General features: G+C 62.3%; 27 protein-coding genes and 1 tRNA gene. 13 read left to right on the top strand and 15 right to left on the bottom strand.

The window, feature by feature from the left end:
• Positions 1–228: 228 nt before the first annotated feature.
• Entirely contained in the window at positions 229–822 is a 594-nt protein-coding gene (gene pgsA, locus K3174_RS15365; RefSeq protein WP_221560318.1) for a CDP-diacylglycerol--glycerol-3-phosphate 3-phosphatidyltransferase, read from the bottom strand.
• 113 nt (positions 823–935) lie between these two features.
• Between pgsA and K3174_RS15360 the strand changes: the two genes are divergently transcribed.
• Positions 936–2,273 carry an MFS transporter gene (locus K3174_RS15360; protein WP_221560317.1) on the top strand — a complete coding sequence of 446 codons (1,338 nt, stop codon included), beginning with the start codon at positions 936–938 and terminating at the stop codon, positions 2,271–2,273.
• Here the strand turns inward: K3174_RS15360 and K3174_RS15355 are convergent.
• A complete protein-coding gene (locus K3174_RS15355; protein WP_221560316.1) occupies positions 2,270–2,464 on the bottom strand; it encodes a hypothetical protein in 195 nt (64 codons plus the stop codon). The two genes, K3174_RS15360 and K3174_RS15355, sit on opposite strands and share 4 nt — an antisense overlap.
• A gap of 136 nt (positions 2,465–2,600) precedes the next feature.
• Here K3174_RS15355 and K3174_RS15350 point away from each other — a divergent pair, with 136 nt between their 5' ends.
• Positions 2,601–4,268: a thiamine pyrophosphate-binding protein gene (locus tag K3174_RS15350; protein WP_221560315.1), complete on the top strand. Its 1,668-nt coding sequence runs from the start codon at positions 2,601–2,603 to the stop codon at positions 4,266–4,268.
• Between the two features lie 70 nt (positions 4,269–4,338).
• On the opposite strand, the gene K3174_RS15345 is transcribed toward K3174_RS15350, so the two are convergent.
• On the bottom strand, positions 4,339–4,521 hold the full coding sequence (locus K3174_RS15345) for a CsbD family protein (protein WP_221560314.1): 183 nt from the start codon (positions 4,519–4,521) through the stop codon (positions 4,339–4,341).
• 114 nt (positions 4,522–4,635) lie between these two features.
• Positions 4,636–5,043 (bottom strand): EVE domain-containing protein, encoded by a 408-nt coding sequence (locus K3174_RS15340; RefSeq protein WP_221560313.1) that lies wholly within the window; start codon positions 5,041–5,043, stop codon positions 4,636–4,638.
• A gap of 113 nt (positions 5,044–5,156) precedes the next feature.
• Here K3174_RS15340 and K3174_RS15335 point away from each other — a divergent pair, with 113 nt between their 5' ends.
• From K3174_RS15335 to K3174_RS15295, 9 genes are all read left to right on the top strand, one after another.
• Positions 5,157–6,878: a putative bifunctional diguanylate cyclase/phosphodiesterase gene (locus tag K3174_RS15335; protein ID WP_221560312.1), complete on the top strand. Its 1,722-nt coding sequence runs from the start codon at positions 5,157–5,159 to the stop codon at positions 6,876–6,878.
• Positions 6,879–6,925: 47 nt separating this feature from the next.
• Positions 6,926–7,735, top strand: a complete 810-nt coding sequence (dapF, locus tag K3174_RS15330) for a diaminopimelate epimerase (protein WP_221560332.1) — start codon at positions 6,926–6,928, stop codon at positions 7,733–7,735.
• A complete protein-coding gene (locus K3174_RS15325; protein ID WP_221560311.1) occupies positions 7,732–8,907 on the top strand; it encodes a MiaB/RimO family radical SAM methylthiotransferase in 1,176 nt (391 codons plus the stop codon). The genes dapF and K3174_RS15325 overlap by 4 nt, the downstream gene beginning before the upstream one ends.
• Complete coding sequence (gene ftsY / locus K3174_RS15320; RefSeq protein ID WP_221560310.1) at positions 8,904–9,827, top strand: signal recognition particle-docking protein FtsY; 924 nt, start codon at positions 8,904–8,906, stop codon at positions 9,825–9,827. The genes K3174_RS15325 and ftsY overlap by 4 nt, the downstream gene beginning before the upstream one ends.
• A 130-nt stretch (positions 9,828–9,957) precedes the next feature.
• The gene (locus tag K3174_RS15315; RefSeq protein ID WP_221560309.1) at positions 9,958–10,620 is read left to right on the top strand and encodes an inner membrane-spanning protein YciB; all 663 of its coding nucleotides are present in this window, start codon (positions 9,958–9,960) and stop codon (positions 10,618–10,620) included.
• Between the two features lie 263 nt (positions 10,621–10,883).
• The gene (locus K3174_RS15310) at positions 10,884–11,723 is read left to right on the top strand and encodes an oxidoreductase (RefSeq protein WP_221560308.1); all 840 of its coding nucleotides are present in this window, start codon (positions 10,884–10,886) and stop codon (positions 11,721–11,723) included.
• Entirely contained in the window at positions 11,720–12,202 is a 483-nt protein-coding gene (locus K3174_RS15305) for a nuclear transport factor 2 family protein (protein ID WP_221560307.1), read from the top strand. Before K3174_RS15310 ends, K3174_RS15305 begins: the two co-directional genes overlap by 4 nt.
• A gap of 241 nt (positions 12,203–12,443) precedes the next feature.
• Entirely contained in the window at positions 12,444–13,376 is a 933-nt protein-coding gene (locus tag K3174_RS15300) for an AraC family transcriptional regulator N-terminal domain-containing protein (protein ID WP_221560306.1), read from the top strand.
• Between the two features lie 40 nt (positions 13,377–13,416).
• Entirely contained in the window at positions 13,417–14,286 is an 870-nt protein-coding gene (locus tag K3174_RS15295; protein WP_221560305.1) for an NmrA family NAD(P)-binding protein, read from the top strand.
• 70 nt (positions 14,287–14,356) lie between these two features.
• Here the strand turns inward: K3174_RS15295 and K3174_RS15290 are convergent, their stop codons facing one another.
• The 10 genes from K3174_RS15290 to K3174_RS15245 form a co-directional block, all read right to left on the bottom strand.
• Positions 14,357–16,303, bottom strand: a complete 1,947-nt coding sequence (locus K3174_RS15290; RefSeq protein ID WP_221560304.1) for a potassium transporter Kup — start codon at positions 16,301–16,303, stop codon at positions 14,357–14,359.
• A 107-nt stretch (positions 16,304–16,410) separates the two neighbouring features.
• Positions 16,411–17,064 carry a tetratricopeptide repeat protein gene (locus tag K3174_RS15285; protein WP_221560303.1) on the bottom strand — a complete coding sequence of 218 codons (654 nt, stop codon included), beginning with the start codon at positions 17,062–17,064 and terminating at the stop codon, positions 16,411–16,413.
• Positions 17,061–17,480 carry a cytochrome c-type biogenesis protein gene (locus K3174_RS15280; protein WP_221560302.1) on the bottom strand — a complete coding sequence of 140 codons (420 nt, stop codon included), beginning with the start codon at positions 17,478–17,480 and terminating at the stop codon, positions 17,061–17,063. The genes K3174_RS15285 and K3174_RS15280 overlap by 4 nt, the downstream gene beginning before the upstream one ends.
• A complete protein-coding gene (locus K3174_RS15275) occupies positions 17,477–18,004 on the bottom strand; it encodes a DsbE family thiol:disulfide interchange protein (protein ID WP_221560301.1) in 528 nt (175 codons plus the stop codon). The genes K3174_RS15280 and K3174_RS15275 overlap by 4 nt, the downstream gene beginning before the upstream one ends.
• Positions 18,001–19,956 carry a heme lyase CcmF/NrfE family subunit gene (locus tag K3174_RS15270; RefSeq protein WP_221560300.1) on the bottom strand — a complete coding sequence of 652 codons (1,956 nt, stop codon included), beginning with the start codon at positions 19,954–19,956 and terminating at the stop codon, positions 18,001–18,003. The genes K3174_RS15275 and K3174_RS15270 overlap by 4 nt, the downstream gene beginning before the upstream one ends.
• Entirely contained in the window at positions 19,953–20,423 is a 471-nt protein-coding gene (gene ccmE, locus K3174_RS15265; protein WP_221560299.1) for a cytochrome c maturation protein CcmE, read from the bottom strand. Before ccmE ends, K3174_RS15270 begins: the two co-directional genes overlap by 4 nt.
• Positions 20,420–20,563, bottom strand: coding sequence for a hypothetical protein (locus tag K3174_RS15260; protein WP_221560333.1), 144 nt, complete (start codon positions 20,561–20,563; stop codon positions 20,420–20,422). The genes ccmE and K3174_RS15260 overlap by 4 nt, the downstream gene beginning before the upstream one ends.
• Entirely contained in the window at positions 20,560–21,282 is a 723-nt protein-coding gene (ccmC, locus tag K3174_RS15255) for a heme ABC transporter permease CcmC (protein ID WP_221560298.1), read from the bottom strand. The genes K3174_RS15260 and ccmC overlap by 4 nt, the downstream gene beginning before the upstream one ends.
• Positions 21,283–21,342: 60 nt before the next feature.
• Positions 21,343–22,407 carry a Leu/Phe/Val dehydrogenase gene (locus tag K3174_RS15250; protein ID WP_221560297.1) on the bottom strand — a complete coding sequence of 355 codons (1,065 nt, stop codon included), beginning with the start codon at positions 22,405–22,407 and terminating at the stop codon, positions 21,343–21,345.
• A gap of 51 nt (positions 22,408–22,458) precedes the next feature.
• Positions 22,459–22,535 (bottom strand) — tRNA-His (locus K3174_RS15245).
• Between the two features lie 193 nt (positions 22,536–22,728).
• Between K3174_RS15245 and K3174_RS15240 the strand changes: the two genes are divergently transcribed.
• A complete protein-coding gene (locus K3174_RS15240; RefSeq protein WP_221560296.1) occupies positions 22,729–23,364 on the top strand; it encodes a prolyl hydroxylase family protein in 636 nt (211 codons plus the stop codon).
• A 1-nt stretch (position 23,365) separates the two neighbouring features.
• Positions 23,366–23,788: a GFA family protein gene (locus K3174_RS15235; RefSeq protein WP_221560295.1), complete on the top strand. Its 423-nt coding sequence runs from the start codon at positions 23,366–23,368 to the stop codon at positions 23,786–23,788.
• A 30-nt stretch (positions 23,789–23,818) separates the two neighbouring features.
• Here the strand turns inward: K3174_RS15235 and K3174_RS15230 are convergent, their stop codons facing one another.
• A complete protein-coding gene (locus K3174_RS15230; RefSeq protein ID WP_221560294.1) occupies positions 23,819–24,142 on the bottom strand; it encodes a DMT family transporter in 324 nt (107 codons plus the stop codon).
• Positions 24,143–24,187 lie beyond the last annotated feature (45 nt).

The following is a 24,187-nucleotide window of genomic DNA, read 5'->3' as shown; positions in this document are numbered from 1 at the left end:
GTTTCGTCGACCAATGTCGGGAAAATGTATCTCATCGCGCGGTTCGCGAGTGTCGGAACTGGACAAACTTTAAGTGAACTTCAATTTTTAGGCAGGATTTCGGGATCTCATCGAAGGGGGCGACGAATGGTGACACGCTCAGGGACGAAATTCAGCGTAAGCTATTATTTAGAGATGAAAAAAAGACCAAGGAGTGTTTTTAGAATACCCCCGGTCCGTGTAACACGATCAGTCCATATGCTTGAGGCCGACGCGCAGATAGTCCCAGCCGGTAATCACGGTCAGCACGGCTGCGGCCCATAGCGTCGTCAGGCCAACGGTATGCGGGAGATTAGCCTCGATCTCGCCCATCGTCACGGTCCAGCGGGGCAAGCCCTGCCCCAGGATCAGCGCGCCCAGCGAAACCATCTGGAAGGTCGTCTTCCATTTCGCCAGCCGGCTGACCGGGACCGACACCTGCAGCGGTCCGAGAAACTCGCGCAGCCCCGATACGGCGATCTCGCGCATCAGGATGATGAGGCCTGCCACCACGTGCATGTCGCCCACATACGGCCCGCGCAGCACGCCTTGCGCGGCAAGTACCAGGATCACGGCGGCGACCATGATCTTGTCGGCGATCGGATCGAGGAAAATGCCGAGCTTCGATACCGTCCCGCTGGTCCGCGCGAGATAGCCGTCGAAATAGTCGGTAATGCCCATCAGACAGTAGAGCGCGAAGGCGATCAGATAGCCCACCTCCCATCCCGGCCACCACAGGAACCAGGCGAGCAGCGGGATGGCCACGATCCGCGACAGGGTGAGAATGTTCGGCAGGTTGAGCATCGCCGCTTCGCCCTAGCGGCAATCGGTGCATCGCAAAAGACGCCGAATAGCCTTGTCCGCCGCTGCGATGAGACTACACAGGACTGCAAGAATGGGTTTCTACCCGAGGGGTCATGTTCACATCCACGCATCTGCTGCGCCGCCGGCGGTTCCTTCCGCTATTCGTGACGCAGTTGTTCAACGCGTTCAACGACAATCTCTACAAGACCACGATGGTCCTGTTCGTCGTCTACGCGGTCTATAACGACGAAAGCACCGAGGCGACGTTCAGCGGGCTGGCTTCCGGCCTGTTCATCCTGCCGTTCTTCATCCTCTCCGCGCTGGCCGGGCAACTGGCCGACATGCGCGACAAGGCCAGGATCATCCGCACGGTCAAGCTGTGCGAGATCGGCCTCATGATCGTCGGCGCGATCGGGCTCTACATGGCCTGGCGCGGCATACTCGTACATGCCGTGGCGATCCCGCTGCTGCTGCTCGCGCTGTTCCTCACCGGCGTGCAATCGACTTTCCTCGGTCCGATCAAATACGCGATCCTGCCGCAGCACCTCAAGAAAGACGAGGTTCTGGCCGGCACCGGGCTGGTGGAAGCCGGGACCTACATGGCGATCCTCATGGGTACGATCCTGGCCGGGCCGCTGGCCGTGGAGCATACCGGCTGGGCGGCGATCGGCATCATCGTGGTGTCATGCATCGGCTACCTGATCAGCCGCCAGATCCCGGCTGCTCCGCCGCTGGGCGAAATCGAAAAGCTCGACTGGCACATTCTGCGGGCTTCGGTGAAGCTGGTGCGCGATACGATGCACAACGCCGAGGTCTATTACGCGATCCTGGCGATCAGCTTCTTCTGGACGATCGGCGCGGTGCTGTTCATCCAGTTCCCGCCGCTGGCCAAGAACACGATCATGGCCAGCCCGGAAGTCGCCAGCCTGTTCCTCGTCGTCTTCTCGGTCGGTGTGGCGATCGGGTCCGTGGCGGTAAATGCGCTGCTCAAGGGTAAGGTATCGGCACGCTTTGCGCCCGGATCGGTCATTGTGATGGGGCTGTTCGTGATGGCCTTCTACGTGGTGGCCAAGATGTGGGAAGCGGACCAACCCGCCAGCCTGCTGGGAGTGACCGAGTTTATCGCCTGGCCAATGGCGGCGGTGTTGTTGCTATGCCTGCTCGGCATTTCGGTGGCGGGCGGCATGTTCGTGGTGCCGCTCTACGCGTTTCTCACGACCAGGGTGTCGCCCGACAAGGCGTCGCGCACGATAGCGGCCAATAATATCGTGAACTCCGGCGCGATGGTCGGTGGATCGCTTCTCGCCATGGCGCTGAGTGCCATCGGCATGCCGATTACCGAACAGGTTCTGCTCTGCGCAGCGATGTGCCTGTTTTCCGCCTGGCTTGCAAAACGGCTGATAGCCGCCGAGAACCAGGCGGCAGAGCTGGTAGCGGCTTCCGGTGCCTAGATGATGAAGGCGAAGACGGCCGCAACGGTGGCGAAGTAGGTCGATGCCACGCCGCGCACATCCTCTGCAGTCAGGCGCCAGTCGATCGTTCCGTTTGCCGGGATGTCGGCAAAGGCCGTGCGCCTCTGTGGCAGGCTGGCGCGGAACCAGTGCCGGGAAGCTTCGCTCGTAAGGACAAGTGCGCGTCTCATGATGTCAGGTTAACGCTTTTTTAACCGATCGGTATCCCGTCGAGTCTACGTTGTCCCCCGTTGAGACGCTTTGGCGAAGATCAACCACGTTCGCCGCGATTGCGCGCTCCCTTTGGGCGGGCTACCCGCAACGGCCATGAACGCTCCCGACACTCCGCAAGCCGCCCGGCTGCTCGTCGACTGCCTGATCGAACAGGGCTGCGACCGCATTTTCACCGTTCCCGGCGAAAGCTTCCTCCAGGTCCTTGACGCGCTCGGCCGACAGAACACGATTGACGTGGTGACTTGCCGACAGGAGGGCGGCGTGGCCTTCATGGCCTGCGCCGACGGTGCGATGACCGGGCGACCCGGCGTGGCCTTCGTCACCCGCGGACCGGGCGCGACCAATGCCAGCATCGGTGTGCATGTGTCGATGCAGGATTCGCAGCCGCTGATCCTTTTCGTCGGCGACGTCGATAGCGAGATGCGCGACCGCGAAGGCTTCCAGGAGGTCGATTTCGCGGCCTTTTTCGGGCCCATCGCCAAATGGGCAGCGCGGATCGATTCGGCGGATCGAATTCCCGAATATGTAGCGCGCGCCTATGCCACGGCGATCTCGGGGCGCCCCGGCCCGGTCGTGCTCGCTTTACCTGAAGACATGCTGAGCCGGGTGACCGATGCCACCCCTCGCCCCCGCGTCGAACGCCCCGCACAGGCACCCTGCCCCGACGCCATGCAGGCAATGATGGCGCTGATTGCCGATGCCGCCTCGCCCGTGGCAATCATCGGGGGTGCAGGCTGGAACGCCAAGGCGCGCGAGCATTTCCAGCTGTTTGCCGAGCGGCTCGGCATCCCGGTCGCTACGGCTTTCCGGCGGCAGGATGCCATTTCAAGTTCAAGTAAGGTTTATGCTGGCAATCTCGGCTATGGCCCCAACCCCAAGCTGGTCGAGCGGGTCAAGCAGGCCGATCTCGTCCTGGCGGTCGGAGCGCGGCTGGGCGAGGCGACGACGGACGGATACACCGTACCGCCGCTGACCACGCCCGACCGCAAGCTGGTTCATGTCCACCCCGATGCCGACGAGCTCAACAGCGTCTATCCGGCCGATCTCGCCCTTTGCGCCTGCGTGGACGAATTCGCGGAGAGTGCTGCGCTGTGGGACGAAGGCGATGCGATCGATTTCGATGCGGGACGGCAGGCGAATGCCGAATGGCGGGAATGGGCGACCGCCCAAGTCAACGGCCATGCGCTCGATATGGGTCAGGCCGTCGAATTCATGCGCGATACCCTGCCTGCCGACACGATCATCTGCAACGGTGCGGGGAATTTTTCGGGCTGGTGGCATCGCTACTGGCGCTACGACGGGTTCCCGACCCAGCTAGCGCCGACCTGCGGCGCGATGGGCTACGGTGTGCCCGCGGCCGTTGCCGCTGCGCTTCGTTTTCCGCAGCGCACGGTGGTAGCAGTGGCCGGCGATGGGGATTTCCTGATGAACGGCCAAGAGCTTGCAACCGCGATACAGCACGGCGCGAACCTGATCGTGATCGTGATCGACAATTCGGCCTATGGCACCATCCGCATGCATCAGGAACGCGAGTTTCCAGGCGACGACCGGATCAGCGCAACACGTCTCGCCAACCCCGACTTTGCCGCACTGGCAGAGGCATTCGGCGGCTGGTCCGCCCGCGCCGGTACCACCGACGAGTTCAAGAAGGCCCTTGTCGATGCTCAAGGTCGGGGTGGATTGCGGCTCATCCACTGTTCCATCGATATAGAACAACTGGCTGCAAGCGGCGCCAGCGTCAGCGGGTTGCGCAACCGCTGAGCAACAAAAGGGCCGCCTCCCATTTTCGGGGGCGGCCCTTCATCGCTGTTCTGCGGCTCGATATCCGACCCTAAATATCGTTTCCAAGCGCACCTTCTACCTTGCCCTTTAGCTGCTGCGCTTCGCCCTTGAGTTCCTGGCGCTCGCCTTTGCGCTTCAGACGCTCGTTATCGGTCATTTTTCCGACCGCCTGTTTGCTGTTGCCGACCGCTTCGTTGGCATTGCCTTTGATTTTTTCCGTTAGTTCGCCCATGGGACGTCTCCTTCTGTGATCACGCAAATTATCGCGTAGTTGCAGAAAGATAACCGGACGACTGCTCATCACGTTCCGGTCGGATCGACAAAGCGAAATCGAATTACGACGAAGTCAAATTCCCGCCATCGAGCAGATAATCGACCATTCATCGGGCAGGATCTCGGCCACGGACAGGCGCGAGTATTTGACGAGTTCGCAATCCGCCAGCTTCGGTTCGGCCTTGACCTGCTTCAGCGTCACGGGATGCGGCAGCTTGGTCTTGGGCTTGACCTTTACCGCAGCCCATTTGCCTTCGGGATCGGTCGGATCGGTGATTCCTGCCACGCTGACTTCGCAAATGCCGACGATTTCCAGCCCCTCGCGCGAGTGATAGAAGAACGCCTGATCGCCAACCTCCATCGCGGCGAGGTTGTTCTTCGCGCGATGATTGCGCACCCCGTCCCATGTACCCTCCCCTTCGGCAACGAGATCGTCCCAGCCATATTTAAAGGGCTCCGATTTCATCAGCCAGTAGCGCATGGGTACCTGCTCCGCCATTTTCTCCAGTTCGGGGCCGGTAGCGGCACCTGACCTTATTGGCCACCCCGGTATCGAGGGCAGTTAACGGCTTTTTAGGGCTGACCTGCGTAATCATGCGGGCCGAAGGACTCCAGGGGGCGGTATTGGTCGTCAAGACTTCATCGACAACTGATCATCGACCTGCACGGGCGGGCCGAACCGGCGAAACGCCGGAGCGCGACTTTGTCGCTCTCGGTATCGCTTTGGCGGCCATAGTCCTGTTCGTCGGTACGGCAGGCGCGGTAATACCAAACCTCGTAAAAGCCTGGCACGGCATGGCTGCCCCGCCCGACAAGGCGCTGACCAACGCCCTTCTTCTGAACATCGCCCTGGTTCTGCTTGGCTGGCACCGCTACAAAGCTCTCGCGGCCGAGCTCGCCTCCCGCCGGAAATCCGAGGGGGAGGCCCGCCGCCTCGCCGATCTCGACCACCTTACGGGATGCCATAACCGCCGCAGCTTCACCGCACTGCTAGGCGATCTGTTGTCCGGCCTCGAACGACGAGAACAGGCATTGGCGGCTATTGCCGTCGATCTCGACAACTTCAAAAAGGTCAACGACCTCCATGGCCACCAGATGGGCGACGAGGTGTTGCGCAACACGGCAGAGCGTATCGAGCGACTGCTGCCCGACGGTGCGATCCTTGCCCGCCTGGGCGGTGACGAATTCGTCTGCGTCGTGCCCTACCATCCGCAAGTTCCCGACCGCATCGATCAGTTGACGGCACGGATGATCGAACAGGTAGGCCGCCCTGTGCATCGCGACGCCGTGGCAGTAGACGTGACCATCTCGATCGGGATCGCTTCGAGCAGGCAGATTGACGACATGCGCAATGGCACGGCCTCTGCGCAAAAGCTCATGCACAAGGCGGATATCGCGATGTATCACGCCAAGAAGCAGGGCAAGAACCGCTTCTACTGGTTCGAACCGTCGATGGAAAACGAACTGCGCTTCCGCAACGAGTTGGAAGCGGGCATTCGTCGAGGGATCTCGCGTGACGAATTTCGCCCCTATTACGAACAGCAGATCGATCTCGACACGGGCAAGCTCGTTGGCTTCGAGATGCTTGCGCGCTGGGAATCGCCAGAAATGGGCGTGGTGGGGCCCGATATCTTCATCCCCATCGCCGAGGAAATCGGTGTTATTGGCGAGATGAGCGAGCGGCTGATCGCGCAGGCCTTCGAGGATGCGAAAGAGTGGGATGCCGAACTCACGCTGTCGGTCAATATTTCGCCGGTCCAAATGCGCGATCCTTGGTTTGCCCAGAAGCTGCTGAAACTTCTGGTCCAGCACAATTTCCCGCCCGACCGCCTCGATATCGAGATCACCGAAACCTGCCTCCACGAAAACGTCGGCATGGTCCGATCGATGATCACATCCCTGCGCAATCAGGGCGTCCATATCAGCCTCGACGACTTCGGCACCGGTTATTCGAGCCTTTCGCAGCTGCGTAGCCTGCCGTTCGACCGCCTCAAGATCGACCGTACCTTTATCGCCGAGCTCAAGGAAGAAGAGCAGAGCGCCAAGCTGGTCGATGCGATCGTTGCCATGAGCGACGGCCTCAAGCTGCCAGTCACTGCCGAGGGGATCGAGAACGAGGTCGTGCTCGAAGCCCTGCAGCGTCTGGGGAAGATGAAAGGCCAGGGCTATCACTACGGTCGCCCCGAACCTGCCGCGGAAGTGCTGCAACGACTGGGACAGCAGGATCTGCTGGCGAAGGAGAAGCGCGACAACGTGACCAAGATCGACTTCACCAAGCCCGAGCCCAATCGCGGGGGCGACAGCCGCGCCGGCTGACGCTCGCACTGGACGCTGCCGTGCCGAATGCATAGATGCCCGGCAGGATGCGCGCCGATTTCACCAAGATGCATGGGTTGGGCAACGATTTCATCGTGCTGGACGCGCGCACGCGTTCTCTTCCCGCGATCGATCAGGCCATGGCCCGGGCACTGACCGACCGGCATACCGGAATTGGCTGCGACCAGCTAATCTTGCTCGAGCCTAGCGACACGGCCGATTTCCGCATGCGGATATTCAACCATGACGGCGGCGAAGTGGAGGCCTGCGGCAATGCCAGCCGCGCAGTCGCCCTGCTGCACGGTGCGGCGGCGTCCGTGCAGACTTCCGGCGGCGTAATCCAGGTCGAACCGCGAGCGCAGGGCGCCAGCGTCGATATGGGCGAACCGCGATTCGACTGGGAGGCGATCCCCCTCGCCTACGGCATGGACACCGCGACCATGCCGGTCGGTTGGGACGGGCTTGATAAACCCGGCGCTGTCAATGTCGGCAATCCGCATGTGGTCTTCTTCGTCGAGGACGCCGATGCGGCGCCGCTCGACACGCTTGGACCCGAGATCGAGAACGATCCGCTGTTTCCCGAGCGGGTCAACGTCAATGTCGCCACAATCGTGAATCGCGAGCACATTCGCCTGCGGGTGTGGGAGCGCGGCGTGGGCTTGACCCGGGCCTGCGGCACGGGCGCATGCGCCACGGCTGTCCACGCCATGCGCTGCGGGCTGGTGGAGCGCGAGGTGACCGTCACCCTGCCCGGCGGCGATCTCACCATTGCGTGGAGCGAAGACAACCGGATTCGCATGACCGGCCCCGCCACCGAAGCCTATCGCGGCAGTTTCGAATGGGACGATTTCGCGTGAATGAAGCGCAGGTCATTTCGCTCGGTTGCCGGCTGAATATCTCCGAAAGCGAACGCATCCGCGCCATGCTGGGCCAGGAACGCGATCTCGTGGTGGTCAATAGCTGTGCCGTGACCAGCGAGGCGGTGCGCCAGACGCGCCAGGCCATCCGCCGGGCACGCCGCGCCAATCCCGATGCACGCCTGCTGGTGACCGGCTGCGCCGCCGACATCGAGCGCGACCAGCTTGCCGCCATGCCCGAGGTCGACGGCATTGTCGCGAATACCGCCAAGCTCGACGCTCGTGCCTGGAACGTGCCCGCCAACTCCCCGCCCGCACCGCAGAGCCGTACCCGCGCCTTCATTGCGGTGCAGAACGGCTGCGATCACGCCTGTACCTTCTGCGTCATTCCTCGGGGACGCGGGCCAAGTCGGTCTTTGAGCATCGTACAAGTGCTGGCGGAGGTGGAACGTCATCTCGGTCATGGCGCGCCGGAAATCGTGCTGACCGGGGTCGATGTGACCTCATGGGGGCACGATCTCCCCGATACGCCACCTTTGGGCGAACTGGTGCGCGCCATACTCGACACATTCCCGAGTCTCGAGAGATTGCGCATGTCGTCGCTCGACGGGATCGAGATCGACCCGCTACTGTTCGAGTTGTTCGCTTACGAACAACGACTTATGCCGCATCTGCACCTCTCGCTGCAGCATGGGCACGACCTGATCCTGAAGCGCATGAAGCGCCGACATCTGCGCGGCGATGCGATAGACCTCGTGTCCAAACTGGCAGACCTTCGTCCCGATCTGGCAGTCGGCGCGGATATCATCGCTGGTTTCCCCACCGAAACCGAAGACCAGCACGCGGCGAACCTTTCGATCATCCGCGATCTCGAGATCGTCCACGGCCATATCTTCCCCTACTCGCCGCGCCCCGGCACGCCCGCCGCGCGCATGCCGCAGGTCGCACGCGAAACCGTCAAGCGCCGCGCCGCCGAATTGCGCGCCGCCGCTACGGAAACGCGCAAGGTGTGGCTGGCATCGCTCGTCGATAAACCGCATGCCGTGCTCGCCGAGCGTGACGGAACCGGCTACACGCCGCACTTCGCCCGCGTTGCCGTGCCCGAGGGGACGGGCGCCGGCACAATCGTGTCCCTGACGCCGACACGCTTCGAGAATGGCCTTCTGCAATGAGTGACAAGCAAAGCTGGACCGACCGGCTGTTCGGCGGGTTTCGCAAGACGTCCGAAAAACTGACGAGCAACCTCATCGAAGTGGGTACGGCCCGGCTCGACGACGCGACACTGGACGATGTCGAGGATGCGCTGATCCTATCGGACCTCGGCCCCGGCGCCGCCGCGCGGATTCGCGAGAAACTGCGCGACAAGCGCTTCGGCCTGGAGATTACCGAGCGCGAGCTGAAGGAAGCGGTGGCCGAGGAAATCGCCGCCATTCTTCGCCCCGTGGCAAAGCCGCTCGAGATCACCGCTTTCCCGCGTCCGCAGGTGCTGCTGGTGATCGGCGTCAACGGCAGCGGCAAGACCACCACCATCGCCAAGCTCGCTCACCTCTTCCAGGAAGACGATTATGCCGTGATGCTGGCTGCGGGCGACACCTTCCGCGCCGCCGCCATCGGCCAGCTCCAGACCTGGGCCGACCGGGTGGGCGTACCTATCGTGCGCGGCCCCGAAGGCGGCGATCCGGCCAGTATCGTGTTCGATGCCGTGAAGAAAGCGACCGAGATCGGCACCGACGTGCTGATCGTCGACACCGCCGGACGCCTGCAGAACAAGCGCGAGCTGATGGACGAGCTGGCCAAGATCCGCAAAGTCCTCGGCCGCCTCAACCCGGACGCGCCGCACGACGTGGTGCTGGTGCTCGACGCAACCAACGGCCAGAACGCGCTGGCCCAGATCGACGTGTTTAAGGAAGTCGCGGGCGTAACCGGCCTCGTGATGACCAAGCTCGACGGGACCGCGCGCGGCGGCGTGCTGGTGCAGGCGGCCGAGCAATACGGCCTGCCGATCCATGCCATCGGCGTGGGCGAGAAAATCGACGATCTACGTCCCTTCGATCCGGATCTGGTGGCGCGGGTCATCGCGGGGGTGGCATGAAGTGCTGGCGATCCGTCATTGCGAGCGGCGAAGCCGCGCGCCAATCCATCTTCCGGGAGCGAGCGGCAAACCATGCGCCATGAATTGCCGCATCGCCTGCGGCTCCTCGCAATGACAGTTTGAGGGACAAATGACCGAACCCAGAACTACTCCAGAGCCCAAGCCCAAGCCGAAATCCGGCTGGCTCAACATCCTCGTCGATTACGGCCCGCTGCTGGTCTTCCTTGGCGTGTACAAGTTCTACCAGCCGCCCGAGACCTCGACCTTTGGAGAGATTGCTGCCGTCATCTACGGCACGATCGCCTTCATGATCGCGGCGGTCGTGGCGCTGATCTTCAGCAAGTTCAAGTTCGGCCATGTCAGCCCGATGCTGATCCTGTCGACCACGCTGATTGTCGGTTTCGGCGGGCTGACCATCTGGCTGCAGGACGAGAAGTTCATCCAGATCAAGCCGACCGCGATCTACCTACTGTTCGGCGCGCTGCTGATCGGCGGCTGGCTGCGCGGCAAGGCCTTGCTGCAAATCCTGCTCGAAGCGGCATTCGAAGGCGTCGACAAGGACGGCTGGCTGAAGCTCTCGCGCAATTGGGGCATTTTCTTCGTGTTCATGGCGGGCCTGAACGAAGTGCTGCGCATGCAGCTAAGCTTCGAAAGCTGGCTCTGGGCCAAACTGTGGGTTTTCATGCCGCTCAGTTTCCTGTTCACCTTCACCCAGATCCCCATGCTGCTGAAGCACGGACTGGCGCTGGAGAACAAGGACGAGGTGGTGAAGGACGAACCGCCGATGGCTTGAAGTCTATGTCCTGGAATGGATGGAAACGGCCAATCTGCTTTAGGTGGCACAAAGCAATTTTGTGACGTCTTGATCGCGAGAAATCGCTGACAAACCCTGCCGGGCTAGGTGACCAAATCGGCCCGATAGTAGTCCGAGCGCGGTCATTCACCGGATCTCTCCATGCAGGGAATTGGGAATATCGTGCAAGGAAATGAGAGGATCGCTATAACCGTTCTGCGATAATGCCTGCATGTTCCCGGAAACACTTTCGGAGATCATACATGGACGACAAAGTCTGGTTCATCACCGGCGCGACACGCGGCCTCGGCCTCGAAATCGCGCGAGCGGCGCTCGGTGCCGGAAATCGCGTGATCGCGACAGGCCGGGATGCGACCCAGGCGAAATCGAAACTTCCCGAAAGCGACGCGTTGCTTTTTCTCGATCTCGACGTGACTAATTACCATCATTGCGGCGCGGCGATCACCCGGGCACGCGATCACTTCGGCCGCATCGATGTGCTCGTGAACAATGCCGGTTATGGCCAGATGGGCATATTCGAGACAGTCAGCGACCGGCAGATCAGGAAGCAATTCGACGTCAACGTCTTCGGCGTGATGGAGATGACTCGGCGTGTCCTTCCGATCATGCGCCAACAGCGCAGCGGCCATATCATCAGCATCACGTCCATCGGTGGCACGGTGTCGTTTCCGGCGTCCGCAGTCTATTGCGCGAGCAAACACGCCGTAGAAGGATTCTCGGAAGGTGTTGCGCAGGAAGTGGCCGAGTTCGGGATCGACGTGACGATCGTCGAGCCGGGATTTTTCCGGACGGATTTTCTCGACGAGTCCTCGGCGTCCTATGGCGAGCTCGAGATTTCGGAGATCGCGCAAGCGGTCCAGCAGCAGCGCGAGACATATACTGCGATGAATCATCGACAGTCAGGCGATCCGCGCAAGCTCGGCGAGGCGCTGGTTGCGATTGCGAAAATGGAAAAGCCACCCATGCGCCTGCTGGTCGGAACGGACGCGCTCAATTACGTTGGAAACGCATATGCGAAACGTCTGAGCGATCTTGCTACGCATGCGAAACTCTCTGCATCGACGGACTTCGAAGACCAATGAGTATGCGCTGCGCACTGATCTTCGCTTGTCTGTCATTTAACGTCGCCGGCTGCTCGGAAGTCGACACCAGAGACGCTAGCGGCGAAGCATCGACCCATCGTGCTGCTGTTGAACGGGCCTTCGCCGAGTGGTCCGACGGAACCGGATCGCCGTTCGAACTTCTGGCCGACGACATGCGCTGGACCGTCATCGGATCAAGCCCGACCGCCGGAACCTACGATCGAACGGGGTTCGATGCCTTGGTTAAGCCATTCAACGGCCGCCTCTCCGGGCCGCTGAAGCCGGTACGATGGCAGTCGGTCGCTTCGGAGGACATAGTTATGATCCATTTCACGGCGCGAGCGCCGCTCAATACAGGCGAGCTTTACGAGAACGAGTATGCTTGGATTTTTCGCTTCGAAGGGAACGAAGTGGTCGACGTCCGTGCCTTTCTCGATCTACCAAAGTTCGAGCGCGCATTGTCGGGTCAATCGCTTTGACGCGGGAGTACAGAATTGCATTTCCTAGCGAAATTTGTGTTGCCGTTGCTTGTTCGGTCACTTTCGCAGGCGAGCTTGGAAAGAAAAAGCTCGATATGAGCGATCCTGCCCGAGTCCATAGAGCGACCTTCCCGCTCATGCAAAGCTCTCGGCATCGACTGATCTCGACGATGCGTGATGGTGCAGCGCAGAATGCGTCGGTACCGTTCTGCGGCGATAGCCCGCGTTTGGCGGCGTTCGCGTGAACGACGCCGCGATGCACACAGATGCAGCCGCCATCGTGGCGACCGCGCGGAAGGTCGTTGCGGGCGACGCCACGGTCGAGACAGACATACCGCGCCTGATCCTGCACCAGTCGCTAGCCCCCAGCGAACCCGTCCCTGCATTCTACAAGCCATCCTTCTGCGCGATCGTTCAGGGGGCGAAAGCGGTGCGCAGCGGTGCGGGCGATATCGCTTACGGGGCAGGACAGTATCTGATCGCGGGCTTTGACGTGCCGGTGGTCGGTCTCATTACCGATGCCAGCGAACAGGAGCCGTATATCTGCGTGCAGCTGCTCTTTGATCGGCAGATTCTGCGCGAAATGCGCGAACAGATGCCGCCTCGCGCGCCGATCCAGGCTATCGGCATTGCGCAAACGCCACCCGATCTCATGAATGCACTTGCGCGGTTTGTCGGGCTGCTCGACGATCCGGCCTCGGCTACCCATCTTGCACCGCTCTACGAGCGAGAAATTCTCTATCGGTTGCTAACCGGCCCCTATGGCGCGCAGCTTCGCAAATTTGCCTATGAAGACGAGCGCGCGGCGCCAGTGGAACGGGCGATCACCTATCTTCACAGGACGTTCCGCCAGCCATTCGATCTCGACGAGCTGCTTTCGATCGCGGTGCGCAGCCAGTCCTCGCTCTATCGTGATTTCAAGGACGCGACGGGTCTCAGCCCGGTGCAATTTCGTACCCGCTTGCGGCTGGAGGAGGCGCGCAGCATAATGTTGTCCGCTCCTGTAGGCGCAGCAGAAGCCGGCTTCGCCGTTGGCTATGAAAGCCCGTCGCAATTCAGTCGCGACTACCGTCGTCTCTACGGGCGGCCGCCGAGCGAAGATATCGCGCGGACGAAGGACACCGAGTCCGGCAAATACCAGGCCGACACGACCTCGGCGCTGTCAAACTGCTGAGGCTCCGCAAGCATCACCGAACCAACGTCAGGAATTCATCATGATCGTCATCACTGCGCCGACGGGCGATATCGGCACTCGGGTCACCGAGCACATTCTCGAGAGCGGTAAGCCTTTCCGCGTTATAGCGCGCGATCCTTCCAAACTACCGAGGCAAGTGAGAGATAGCGGCGACATCGTCGAAGGGTCGCACAGCGATCAGGAGACGCTCGAGCGAGCCTTCGATGGTGCGACGCGGCTGTTCTGGCTCGTTCCATCCGATCCCACTGCCACCGATGCGGAAGCGGCTTATGTCGGCTTCTCCGCGGCGGCCGCGAAGCTTCTCCCGTCCTCCGGCATCACGCATGTCGTCAGCATCTCCGCTCTGGGTCGAGGCTGGCCGGACGATGCAGGACATGCGTCCGCCAGCATCCGGATGGACGATATGCTGAAAGCGACCGGCGTGAACTATGCGGCTCTTGCGTGCGCTTCGCTGATGTCGAACGTCGCACGACAGGCAGACGTAATCCGCGAAACCGGTGCGTTTTACTATCCCGCGCCTGCGGACCTCAAGCTGCGGCATGTCGCGCCGGAGGATATCGCCAAAGTGAGTGCCGGGCTCCTGCTCGATGCCAATTGGGAGGGGTTTTACGAAGTGCCGATGATCGGACCCGAAGATCTCACCTTCACTACGATGACGAGCATCCTGTCCGAGATCGTGGGGCGCGAGGTGAATTATTTCGAGATATCGATGGCCGACATGAAGGCAATCATGCTGCAGAATGGCGCCTCGGAGGGTATGGCTGTCGCAATGATCGAGATGCTGAAGGCAAAGAACTCGGGCCTCGATCAGATTGCCGAGCGCACCCCCGCAGATATAGCCAACAGCCCGACCAGCTTTCGCACCTGGGCTGAGAAGCAATTTTCATAGACGCTTCCATAGCCTACGTGTGACAGGGTTCATATGCCGCTGGCAGACGGACCTTTTTAACCCAGCAGCGCTAAATCTCCACCTGGCTTCCCAGCTCCACCACGCGGTTCGTGGGCAGCCGGAAGAAGTCCATTGCGGTCGCCGCATTGCGCAGCATCCAGGCGAAGATCTTTTCCCGCCAGATCGGCATGCCGGGCTTGTCGCTGGCGAGCAGCGTCTGGCGGCTCAGGAAGAAGCTGGTGTGCATCATGTCGAACTCGCCGCCGCAGCGCGACATTTCCTTCAGCCCCTGCGGCACGTTGGTTTCCTGCATGAAGCCGTAATGCAGCACGGCGCGGTAGAACCCGTCGCCCAGGTCGTGAATCTCGCACCGCTCGCTCTGTTCGACATAGGGCGCATCGGCGATCAGCACGGTCAGGATCACGACGCGTTCGTGCAGCACCTTGTTGTGCTTGATGTTGTGGAGCAGCGCACTTGGCACGCCAGCCGTCTGGCTGGCCATGAAGATCGCCGTACCGGGCACTCGGGTGGCGGAGTTCTTGGCGCTCTTGGCGAAGATTTCGATCGGCAGCGCGGTCTCGCTCATCCGGTCGCGCATCAGCTTGCGTCCGCGCGACCAGGTGGTGAGCAGGGTGAAGGCCACGAGGCCGACCACCAGCGGGAACCAGCCCCCATCGGGCACCTTGGCGAGGTTTGCCGCAAAGTAGGCACCGTCGACGATGAGGAAGAAGGTCACCACCGGCAGGGCCAGGAACCACTTCCATTTCCACACGCCCACGAACAGCACGCCCATCAGCAGCGTGTCGATGGTGACGGCGCCGGTCACCGCGATGCCATAGGCGCTAGCGAGGCTGGAGGAGTTCTGGAACGTGAGCACGAGCAGGATCACCGCGACCATCAGCGACCAGTTGACCACGGGGATGTATATCTGTCCGGCCTCGGTCTCGCTCGTATGGCGGATCGACAGGCGCGGCATGAAGCCCAGCTGCATCGCCTGATGCGTGATGCTGAATGCGCCGCTGATCACCGCCTGGCTGGCAATGAAGGTCGCCACGGTGGCGAGGATCACCAGCGGCAGGCGGTATTCCTCGCTCGCGAGCAGGAAGAAGGGATTGCGCACTACCTCGGCGGCCTGTTCCGCCGGCAGGCCTGCGATCATCGCCCCCTGCCCGAAATAGTTGAGCAGCAGGCACGGCATGACGAAGCCGAACCACGACAGGCGCATCGGCCCACGTCCGAAATGCCCCATGTCCGAATAAAGCGCTTCCGAACCGGTCACCGCCAGCACCACCGCACCCAGTGCGAAGAAAGCGATCGCCCCGTCGGAAATAAAGAACTGGACGGCATACCAGGGGTTCAGCGCCCAGAGGATGTCGGGGTTCTGAACGATCTGGTTGAGGCCGAGCCCGGCGATGGTCACGAAATAGACGATCATCACCGGCGCAAAGAGCGCCCCGACCTTGGCTGTGCCGCGGCTTTGCAGGATGAACAGGAAAATCAGCAGCACCAGCGCGATGGGAATGACCAGCGGGTCGAGCCCCGGATTGACCACGGTGAGGCCCTCGACCGCGGACAGCACCGAAATCGCCGGCGTGATCATGCTGTCGCCGTAGAACAGCGACGTCGCGAAGACGCCCAGCAGCACCACCAGCCAGCCATAGCTCGACCGGCCGATATGGCGGCTGAGCAGCGCGACCAGCGCGAGGCTGCCGCCCTGCCCCTTATTGTCTGCGCGCATCAGGATCGTGACGTACTGGATCGCCACCACGATCAGCATCGACCAGAAGATCAGGCTGACCACGCCCAGCACGTGCATGCGATCGATAGCGATGCTGGCCGCGCCCGCGAAAGTTTCCCGAAACGCGTAAAGCGGGCTGGTGCCGATATCGCCGAAGACGATACCGATCGCGCCCACGGCAAGGGCCGTGCGCGACCCGCTTTGGCCGTGACCGCCATGCGAATCGGCCGATGGCACGCCTTCGTTCGGCGGGGATGGCGCAGGAGCGGTTTCGTTCATGCTGGATTAGGTTCCGACAACTTCGTGTCACTCGGCCTTGATGGCGCAGTCGGGGCGATTAGCAGCATGTCTTCGCACTCGCAACAAGCGACGCATCTTGTTGATTGCTATTCGGTTTCTGGCGGGCCTGAAGGTTGCGCAATGCCCAGCAGGGCTTCAAGCCGTTCGAGTCGCACCGCAAGCAGTTCTCGCCAGTCTGCGTCTTCGGGCGCGTTTTCCAGCAGTTCGCGCCATAAAGCCAGCGTGTTGCCGGGCTCTCCAGCTTGCAAATAGGCCAGCCCCAGAAAATAGGTCGGCGCGGGATTATTCGGATCGACGTCTTCCGCCCGCGAATAGGCATACAGCGCCGCGGCGTTGAGCTGGCCGTTGGCGTGCTCGACCAGTGCATTGCCAAGGGCCACCCACGCCTCGCCATCACGCGGATCTTCCGCCACCGCATTGCGCAGGAAATTCGCCGCCTGATCGTGCTGTCCGCGCCGCGTAAAGGCATCGGCGGTGACGACGAAACGCGAAGGCAGACGTCCTTCGGGATAGAATTCGCGGCGAGCTTCGATCATCAGCTCGCCAGTCTCCGACGTCTCCCCCGCCACGGGAGCTGCAGGTGCTGCTGCCTGCCCGGGATTGCCCTGCATGGCATAGCCCGCGAGACCGAACAGCAACGCCGATCCGAACAGCGTCCACATGCTGCGCGGAAGTTTGAGCAGGAAGACCGCCAGCCCGAAGACGAGCAGGGTCAGCGCGAGGATCGGCAGCCAGCTCATGCCCCTCGCCGCCTGAAACGGCCGACAAGGATGCCGCCAGCCAGCAATATCAGCAGCACGGGAATGGCGAAGAGCGGCCAGGTCGTCGAGCTGACCTCGGGCTTGTAACTCACATAGTCGCCATAGCGCTGCACCAGCCAGGTCCGGATGTCGTCGGGACTTTCGCCGGCGGCGATGCGGATGCGTACCTGATGGCGCATGTCGCCCGCCATCGGCGCATCGCTATCGGCGATGGATTGCGACTGGCACTTGAGGCAGCGCAGGGTTTCCATCAGGTCCTGCGCGGCGGCTTCCTGCCCCGGATCGTCGAGCTGGCGATAGGCATAGGGCGCCGGTGGCATCGTATCCTGCGCCAGTGCCGGGCCGAACAGACTGCACAGCAACACCGCGTTCAGCAGCAGAATCAAGCGTCTCATTCACCTGCCTCCGCCAGTTTCTCGAGCAGGATCGGCACGTCGTTTTCGCGAATGTCGCCGATATGCTGGTAGCGGATCACGCCCTTGCCATCGACCACGAAGGTTTCCGGGACGCCCGACGAACCGATGGCGAGCTGCACTTCCGACAGATCGTCGCGCCCAATGCGCGCATAGGGATTGCCATGCTGCGCTAGGAAGCGCGCGACATCCTCGGGCCGGTCGCGGATGGCCACGCCCACGATCTCGGCCCCCTGCCGTTTCAGGCTTTCGAGATGCGGTGCCTCGGCGATGCAGGGCAGGCACCAACTGGCCCAGATGTTGAGCAGGCGCGGCTTCCCGTCCGCAAAAGTGGCGTTGGAGACGCCCTGTATACCGTCCATCGCAGGCGGGAGTTCGAAATAGGGCAATTCCTGCCCGACCATCCGGCTTTCGACGAAATCGTCCTTCGGCTGGGTCAGCTGGTAGGCCGCAAGCCCCAGAAACAGCGCGAAGGCGAACAGCGGAACCCACAGGCGCCAGCTCATGCCATTGCCTCCCGGTCGGCGCGGCGCTGGGCAATGCGGGCGGCGAGGCGGCGATGCCTGATATCGCTGATCACGCGCCCGATCAGCGCCAGCACACCGCCCAGCGCAACGAGCAGCCCACCATACCAGATCAGCGGCACCAGCGGCTTCCACCACAAGCGCAGTTGCCAGCGGCCATCCGGCGCGCGGTCACCGACAACGGCATAAAGCTGGCCATTCCAACGCGTTACCAGCGCGCTTTCGGTGGTCTGCTGGGGCGGCGCCCAGAAATTGCGCGACTGGGGCGTCAGCATTTTGACCTCGCCACCATCGTAGCTCGCCGCCAGACGCCCTTGGATCGCCGTCCAGTTGGGGCCTGCGACCGGTTCGACGCCCTGGAGTTCGATGGTCCACGGTCCCACCGTGGTGCTACCGCCCTCGGCCACTGCGGCAAGGCGCTCCTCTGTGAACGCACTCTCGCTGGCCATGCCGATCAGCGCGACGGCTATGCCGAAATGGGCGGTCACCATGCCCCAGGTGGCCAGCGGCGTGCGCGACAGTTTACGCCCGCGCAGCGGCAGCAGGCTCGCCACGGCCAGGCCGATGCCCAGCGCCAGGCCGAGCAATGGCAGGATCGCCATTTCGGCTAGCAGGCTGAACAAGATCAGCGCGGCAAGCACCAGCGCGGCGAACAGCGCCACTTCCCTGCCGATCCGGTCAGCCCGGTCGCGTCGCCAGCGCAAGAGCGGCCCGACGGCCATCACCGCCAGCATGGGCACCGTGAAGATGGCGCCGACCGGGTTGAAATATGGCGGACCGACCGAGACGCGGACGTCGAAAGCTTCGGTCAGCAGCGGGTAGAGCGTGCCCAGCAGCACGATGGCAAGGATCGCGCTGAGCATGACATTGTTGAAAACCAGCGCACCCTCGCGGCTCGCCAGTGCGAATCGCTGACCTTCGCTGATCGTGCTGGCGCGCAGGGCGAAGAGCAGCAGCGCGCCGCCGATGAAGATACCGAGCAGTACGAGGATGAAGCTGCCGCGCTCGGGGTCTACGGCGAAGGCGTGCACACTGGTCAGGATGCCCGAACGTACCAGAAACGTACCGACCATGCTCATCGAGAAGGCCACCACGCCGAGCATGATGGTCCAGGTCCGCAAGGCATCGCGGCTGGCAAGGACACTGGCCGAATGCAGCAGCGCGGTCGCCGCCAGCCACGGCATGAGCGAGGCATTTTCGACCGGGTCCCAGAACCACCAGCCGCCCCAGCCAAGTTCGTAATAAGCCCAGTAGCTGCCGGCGGTGATGCCCACGGTCAGCATCACCCAGGCCCCCAGCACCCAAGGCCGCATGGCACGGGCGAAGTTGGGCGTAACCTGCCGCGTCAGGAGCGCACCCACCGCAAAGCTGAAGGCGACCGACAGACCGACATAGCCGAGATAAAGCGTGGGCGGATGGAAAGCGAGACCGATATCCTGCAGTAGCGGATTGAGGCCCATACCTTCGGGTGCCGGCGTCGGCAGCCGCTCGAACGGGTTCGAACTGAGCAGCAGAAAGGCATAAAAGCCCAGCGATACAACGCCCTGCGCAGCCAAGGTGGCATTCATGGTCCGCTCGGGCAGACGTCGTTCCACGGCCGCGATGAGCGCACCGGCGAGGCCCATCACCATCACCCACAACAGCATCGAGCCTTCGTGATTGCCCCAGGTGCCCGATAGCTTGAAGATGAGCGGCTTCATGGAATGCGAATTCGATACGACCAGCTTTACCGACAGGTCGGTGATGGCGAACAACCAGACGAGCATGGCGAAAGAGAATGTGACCAGCACTCCTTGCGCTATCGCGGCAGGGCGGATCAGCCTGACAAGCTCGCTCGAACCATCGTCTCGCACGGCCATGAAGCCCGCGACCATCTGCAACGCGGCCAGCGCGGCAGCGAGCCACAGGGCGGCAAGACCGAGCTCTGCGATCATTCGAGGCCGACCGTCGTTTCCTCGGCCATTTTGGCGGCCTGATGCTCGTCCATCTCCTGCAATTCGCGCGGAACGTAGTTCTCGTCATGCTTGGCAAGGAGGTTGTCCGCGACGAATGTTCCGTCGGGGCCGAGGCGACCTTCGGCCACCACGCCCGAGCCTTCGACGAACAGATCCGGAGCGATCCCGCTGAACCTTACCGGCACGCGGGCATCGTCCTTGCCGGTCACGGCAAAGGTCAACGTCACGCCGTCGGCAGCCGTCTGGAGCGATCCCAGCTCGACCATCCCGCCAAGACGCACGGCCTGCCCCACCTCGGGCGGGTTTTCCAGCATCTGCTCGGGCAGGTAGAAATAGCTCGCTTGATTGCGCAGCGCATAGGCGGCCAGCAACCCCGCCCCCACAAGCGCGATCAATGCAAGCACCACCAGAACCAGGCGCTGGTGTTTGGCCTTCAACGCGGTCATTTTTTCCTGCTCTCCTCGCGGCGCTTTTCGGCGCGCTTCATGTCGAGCCAGGCCCAGGCGACCATCGCCAACGTGCCGACGACACCGACCGCATAGGCCGCGACGACGAAATCCCACTGGTCCAGCGCTTCGCGCATCATGCCGCCTCCATGGCCTTGCGGCGCAGCCGCGCCTCGGCCTGGATATCCGCAAGCAACGCGCGCATCCGCGCCAGCACCACGCCTCCGAACAGCAGCGAGAAGCCCAGCACTGCGACCAGCAGCGGGACCAGGAACTCGTCGGCGATCGCGCTCTTGCCCATGGTGATACTCGGCGGCTGATGGAGCGAGTTCCACCACACGACGCTGCGGTTGATGATCGGGATGTTGATGGCACCGAGCAGGCCGAAGATCGCGGGAACACGCGCCGATACGCCCTCGCGCTCCGCCGCCTGCGCCAGCGCGATATAGGCCAGGTAAAGGAAAGCGAGCACCAGCATGCTCGTCAGCCGCCCGTCCCAGACCCACCATGTGCCCCAGGTCGGACGGCCCCAGATCGAGCCGGTGACGAGGCAGATCACGGTAAAGACCAGGCCCGGCAGGGCAGCGGCGCGCGCGGCGAGCCCGGCGAGCGGGTGCCGCCAGACCAGGAAAACCAGGCTGGAGAAGGCGATGGCCGTCCACCCCCCCATGCCGAGCCATGCTGCCGGCACGTGGAGGAAAAGGATCCGCACGGTTTCGCCCATCAACCGGTCGGGGGGCACTTGCGAGAGCCCCCACCACAGCGCAACTGCGCTCACCAGCAAGCCACTGACCAGCAAAAGCGGGGTCAACCAGCGTGCAAGTGACAGAAAGCGCTTGGGATTGGCGAAGCCGTGCATCGATTTTTACCGTCCGCCACCGCTTTGGCAGCGCACACCCGCCCCGGCAAGGGTGCAGTTCTAACGGCCGATCAGTTCCTGCGCCATCCGGTCGGCAACCTGATCGGGCGAAGCGCCGGTCTTGTCGCTTTCCTGCCAGATCTGTTCGAGACGGCCGGGGATCAGGGCGATGCGCTTGCGCACCTCGTTGATGTCGGAAGGCGCCTTGTCGTTGCGGCACAGATATTCGAGCGTCACGGAGATGATACCGCCGGCATTGATGACGTAATCCGGCGCGTAGAGAATGCCGCGCTTCGCCAGCAGCGGGCCATGTTCTGGACGGCGAAGCTGGTTGTTCGCCCCGCCCGCCACGATCTTGCAGTCGAGCCGGGCAATGCCTGCATCGTCGAGGATCGCACCGAGCGCATTGGGACTGAAGACGTCGCAAGCGACCGACATGACGGCATCGGGCGCCGCAGTCTCTGCGCCAAGTTCGGCGGCCAGCGCTTCTGCACGGTCCGTGTGGATGTCCGAGAGCGTCAGTTTCGCGCCATCCTTGGCCAGCAGACGGGCGACACCCCCGCCGACGCTGCCGGTGCCCTGAACGGCGACATGCACACCTGCGACGCTGTCCTTGCCCAATTTGTGCTGCACCGCAGCCTTGATGCCAAGGAAGATGCCCAGCGCGGTGAAGGGGCCGGGATCGCCGCCCGCAGCATCCTCGCCCTCGACCGGGAGGCCGGACACATATTGCGTGCGCTCGGCAACCGCGGCCATGTCGGCTTCGGAAATGCCGACATCTTCGGCAGTCACATATTTCCCGCCCAGCGCATCGACCGCATCGGCGAAAGCGGCGAGCATTTCGGGCGTCTTGGTCTTGTCCTTATTGGCCAGGATGACAGCCTTGCCGCCACCCATAGGTAGCCCCGCCATGGCATTCTTGTAGCTCATGCCGCGCGACAGCCGCAGCGCATCGCGCATGGCGTCCGATGCTTCGGCATAGTGCCAGAAGCGCGTACCGCCCGCACCGGGGCCGAGATGCGTGGAATGCAGCGCGATGATCGCCGTCAGGCCGCTTTTCGCGTCGCGCACGACCTCAACCAGTTCGTGATCGTCGAAATCCGCTTCGGTCCAAAAAGCCGTCATGCGTCGCGTGCCCCCAGAGAGCTGTGGTGGACGGATGGAAGGGGGATGAAATGGGGCGATCGACGGGGTTCGAACCCGCGACCTCCGGTACCACAAACCGGCGCTCTAACCAACTGAGCTACGATCGCCACATGCCCCCGGAACCGCCCGGGAAAGGGGGCCTGATACGCCTGACGTTGACAGCGTCAACCCGCCCCGCGCAACGGCGCGTGCCTGTTGCACAATGAGCGTGGATTGGGAAGCAAAAATCGCAATCGGGCAAAATGCACGCAATTATCTTTCGCGGTTGCCGAAGTTTGTGCTCACGCTATCTTCGGGCCGATGTCGGGACCGGGCGAATCTTCAGCCGAAAGACTGCTTGCGTGCGAAGGCGTTCAACGCGTTCCCAGCGACAAGCTCGAACTGTTCCAACTGCGTGATTTCGCGGGCGCCGATTTGTGTGCGGACCTGGTCCGGCTGATCGAACAGGATCGCCGCCCCTCGACGCTCGCCGATGCGGGCGACGATCGCTATTTCCGCACCAGCGAGACATGCGATCTCGACAGCGGGGAAGCTGCGGTGAAGGCGCTCGAGACACTGCTGTTCGACCTCAACGGGATCGATCCCGCGCATGGCGAACCGCTGCAAGGTCAGCGCTACGATGTCGGGCAGGAGTTCAAGCCGCACTGCGACTATTTCAATCGGGGCGGACAGGACTGGGAAAAATACTGTTCGGTCGCCGGACAGCGCACCTGGACCTTCATGATCTATCTGAACGATGTCGATGCCGGCGGCGCGACCCGTTTCAAGGCCGTGAAGAAGATGTTCCAACCCGAAGTCGGCAAGCTGGTTTGCTGGAACAACCGGCGGCCCGACCTTCGCGAAAACCCCAACACTCTGCACCACGGAATGAAGGTAAGAAAGGGGCTCAAATACGTGATAACCAAGTGGTATCGCGAGAAGCCCTGGGGATGGTGAGATGATCGAAGGCGGCAAGATCTACGAAGGTGGCTGCCATTGCAGGACCGTGAGGTTCCGCTTCACCATGCCCGCCGATCCGGTGATCCGGCGCTGCAATTGCACGATCTGCGCGATGAAAGGCGTGGTCATGCTCGACGTACCCATGGCCGATTGCGAGACAACCGAGGGCGAAAATGCGCTGTCCCTCTACACCTTCGGCAGCGGGCAGGCGAAGCACAGGTTCTGCTCGAAATGCGGCATCCATACGTTTCATCAATTGCGTTCGGAACCCGATCACTACGGGATCAATCTCGCCTGTATCGACGGGATGACGATTTACGACCTTCCCGAAGTCCCCGTGTTCGATGGACAGAACCATCCCGCAGATAGCGGCAGTTACGGGTATGTGGGCGTGATGCGATACGAAAAGCCCGAGATCTAGGCGGTCCCACTGCCCGAACGGTTTACCCGTTCAGTGCTGCGTGGTCAGATTGAGCCCGACGGCGCCGATCAGGATCAGGACGATAAAGCCGTATTGCAGAGCACCGAGCTTCTCGTCGAATGCGAATATCCCGATGATCGAAGCAGTGACGATCCCTACCCCGGCCCAGATGGCGTAGACTATCCCGACCGGAAGCACCTTCATGGCCGGAGCCAGGAACCAGAAGCACGCGGAATAGCAGAAGATCGATAACGTACCCCAGCGCCAATCCTCGAAGCCGTTGGAAAGCTTGAGCAGAAATGTGCCAAGCACCTCGAGAGCGATCGCCCCTGCCAGAAAAAACCACGCGCTCATTGCTAGCCTCCCTGTAGCCTGTCCGATCGGAAATAGAGGCGTCGC

It is taken from the genome of Qipengyuania qiaonensis (assembly GCF_019711515.1).
GTDB classification, from domain to species: domain Bacteria; phylum Pseudomonadota; class Alphaproteobacteria; order Sphingomonadales; family Sphingomonadaceae; genus Qipengyuania; species Qipengyuania qiaonensis.
This window is presented reverse-complemented; position numbering and strand designations above follow the sequence as displayed.

What these genes read in the sequence shown, in the direction of transcription:
- ccmC (WP_221560298.1), bottom strand. Translation starts at nt 21,282, where the DNA reads ATGCACGGCTTCGCCAATCCCAAGCGCTTTCTGTCACTTGCACGCTGG.
- K3174_RS15310 (WP_221560308.1), top strand. Translation starts at nt 10,884, where the DNA reads ATGGACGACAAAGTCTGGTTCATCACCGGCGCGACACGCGGCCTCGGC.
- K3174_RS15345 (WP_221560314.1), bottom strand. Translation starts at nt 4,521, where the DNA reads ATGGGCGAACTAACGGAAAAAATCAAAGGCAATGCCAACGAAGCGGTC.
- K3174_RS15355 (WP_221560316.1), bottom strand. Translation starts at nt 2,464, where the DNA reads ATGAGACGCGCACTTGTCCTTACGAGCGAAGCTTCCCGGCACTGGTTC.
- K3174_RS15235 (WP_221560295.1), top strand. Translation starts at nt 23,366, where the DNA reads ATGATCGAAGGCGGCAAGATCTACGAAGGTGGCTGCCATTGCAGGACC.
- pgsA (WP_221560318.1), bottom strand. Translation starts at nt 822, where the DNA reads ATGCTCAACCTGCCGAACATTCTCACCCTGTCGCGGATCGTGGCCATC.
- K3174_RS15260 (WP_221560333.1), bottom strand. Translation starts at nt 20,563, where the DNA reads ATGATGCGCGAAGCGCTGGACCAGTGGGATTTCGTCGTCGCGGCCTAT.
- K3174_RS15280 (WP_221560302.1), bottom strand. Translation starts at nt 17,480, where the DNA reads ATGAGACGCTTGATTCTGCTGCTGAACGCGGTGTTGCTGTGCAGTCTG.
- K3174_RS15335 (WP_221560312.1), top strand. Translation starts at nt 5,157, where the DNA reads ATGCGGGCCGAAGGACTCCAGGGGGCGGTATTGGTCGTCAAGACTTCA.
- K3174_RS15270 (WP_221560300.1), bottom strand. Translation starts at nt 19,956, where the DNA reads ATGATCGCAGAGCTCGGTCTTGCCGCCCTGTGGCTCGCTGCCGCGCTG.
- K3174_RS15295 (WP_221560305.1), top strand. Translation starts at nt 13,417, where the DNA reads ATGATCGTCATCACTGCGCCGACGGGCGATATCGGCACTCGGGTCACC.
- ftsY (WP_221560310.1), top strand. Translation starts at nt 8,904, where the DNA reads ATGAGTGACAAGCAAAGCTGGACCGACCGGCTGTTCGGCGGGTTTCGC.
- dapF (WP_221560332.1), top strand. Translation starts at nt 6,926, where the DNA reads ATGCGCGCCGATTTCACCAAGATGCATGGGTTGGGCAACGATTTCATC.
- K3174_RS15315 (WP_221560309.1), top strand. Translation starts at nt 9,958, where the DNA reads ATGACCGAACCCAGAACTACTCCAGAGCCCAAGCCCAAGCCGAAATCC.
- K3174_RS15250 (WP_221560297.1), bottom strand. Translation starts at nt 22,407, where the DNA reads ATGACGGCTTTTTGGACCGAAGCGGATTTCGACGATCACGAACTGGTT.
- K3174_RS15290 (WP_221560304.1), bottom strand. Translation starts at nt 16,303, where the DNA reads ATGAACGAAACCGCTCCTGCGCCATCCCCGCCGAACGAAGGCGTGCCA.
- K3174_RS15340 (WP_221560313.1), bottom strand. Translation starts at nt 5,043, where the DNA reads ATGCGCTACTGGCTGATGAAATCGGAGCCCTTTAAATATGGCTGGGAC.
- K3174_RS15360 (WP_221560317.1), top strand. Translation starts at nt 936, where the DNA reads ATGTTCACATCCACGCATCTGCTGCGCCGCCGGCGGTTCCTTCCGCTA.
- ccmE (WP_221560299.1), bottom strand. Translation starts at nt 20,423, where the DNA reads ATGACCGCGTTGAAGGCCAAACACCAGCGCCTGGTTCTGGTGGTGCTT.
- K3174_RS15350 (WP_221560315.1), top strand. Translation starts at nt 2,601, where the DNA reads ATGAACGCTCCCGACACTCCGCAAGCCGCCCGGCTGCTCGTCGACTGC.
- K3174_RS15285 (WP_221560303.1), bottom strand. Translation starts at nt 17,064, where the DNA reads ATGAGCTGGCTGCCGATCCTCGCGCTGACCCTGCTCGTCTTCGGGCTG.
- K3174_RS15305 (WP_221560307.1), top strand. Translation starts at nt 11,720, where the DNA reads ATGAGTATGCGCTGCGCACTGATCTTCGCTTGTCTGTCATTTAACGTC.
- K3174_RS15240 (WP_221560296.1), top strand. Translation starts at nt 22,729, where the DNA reads ATGTCGGGACCGGGCGAATCTTCAGCCGAAAGACTGCTTGCGTGCGAA.
- K3174_RS15230 (WP_221560294.1), bottom strand. Translation starts at nt 24,142, where the DNA reads ATGAGCGCGTGGTTTTTTCTGGCAGGGGCGATCGCTCTCGAGGTGCTT.
- K3174_RS15275 (WP_221560301.1), bottom strand. Translation starts at nt 18,004, where the DNA reads ATGAGCTGGCGCCTGTGGGTTCCGCTGTTCGCCTTCGCGCTGTTTCTG.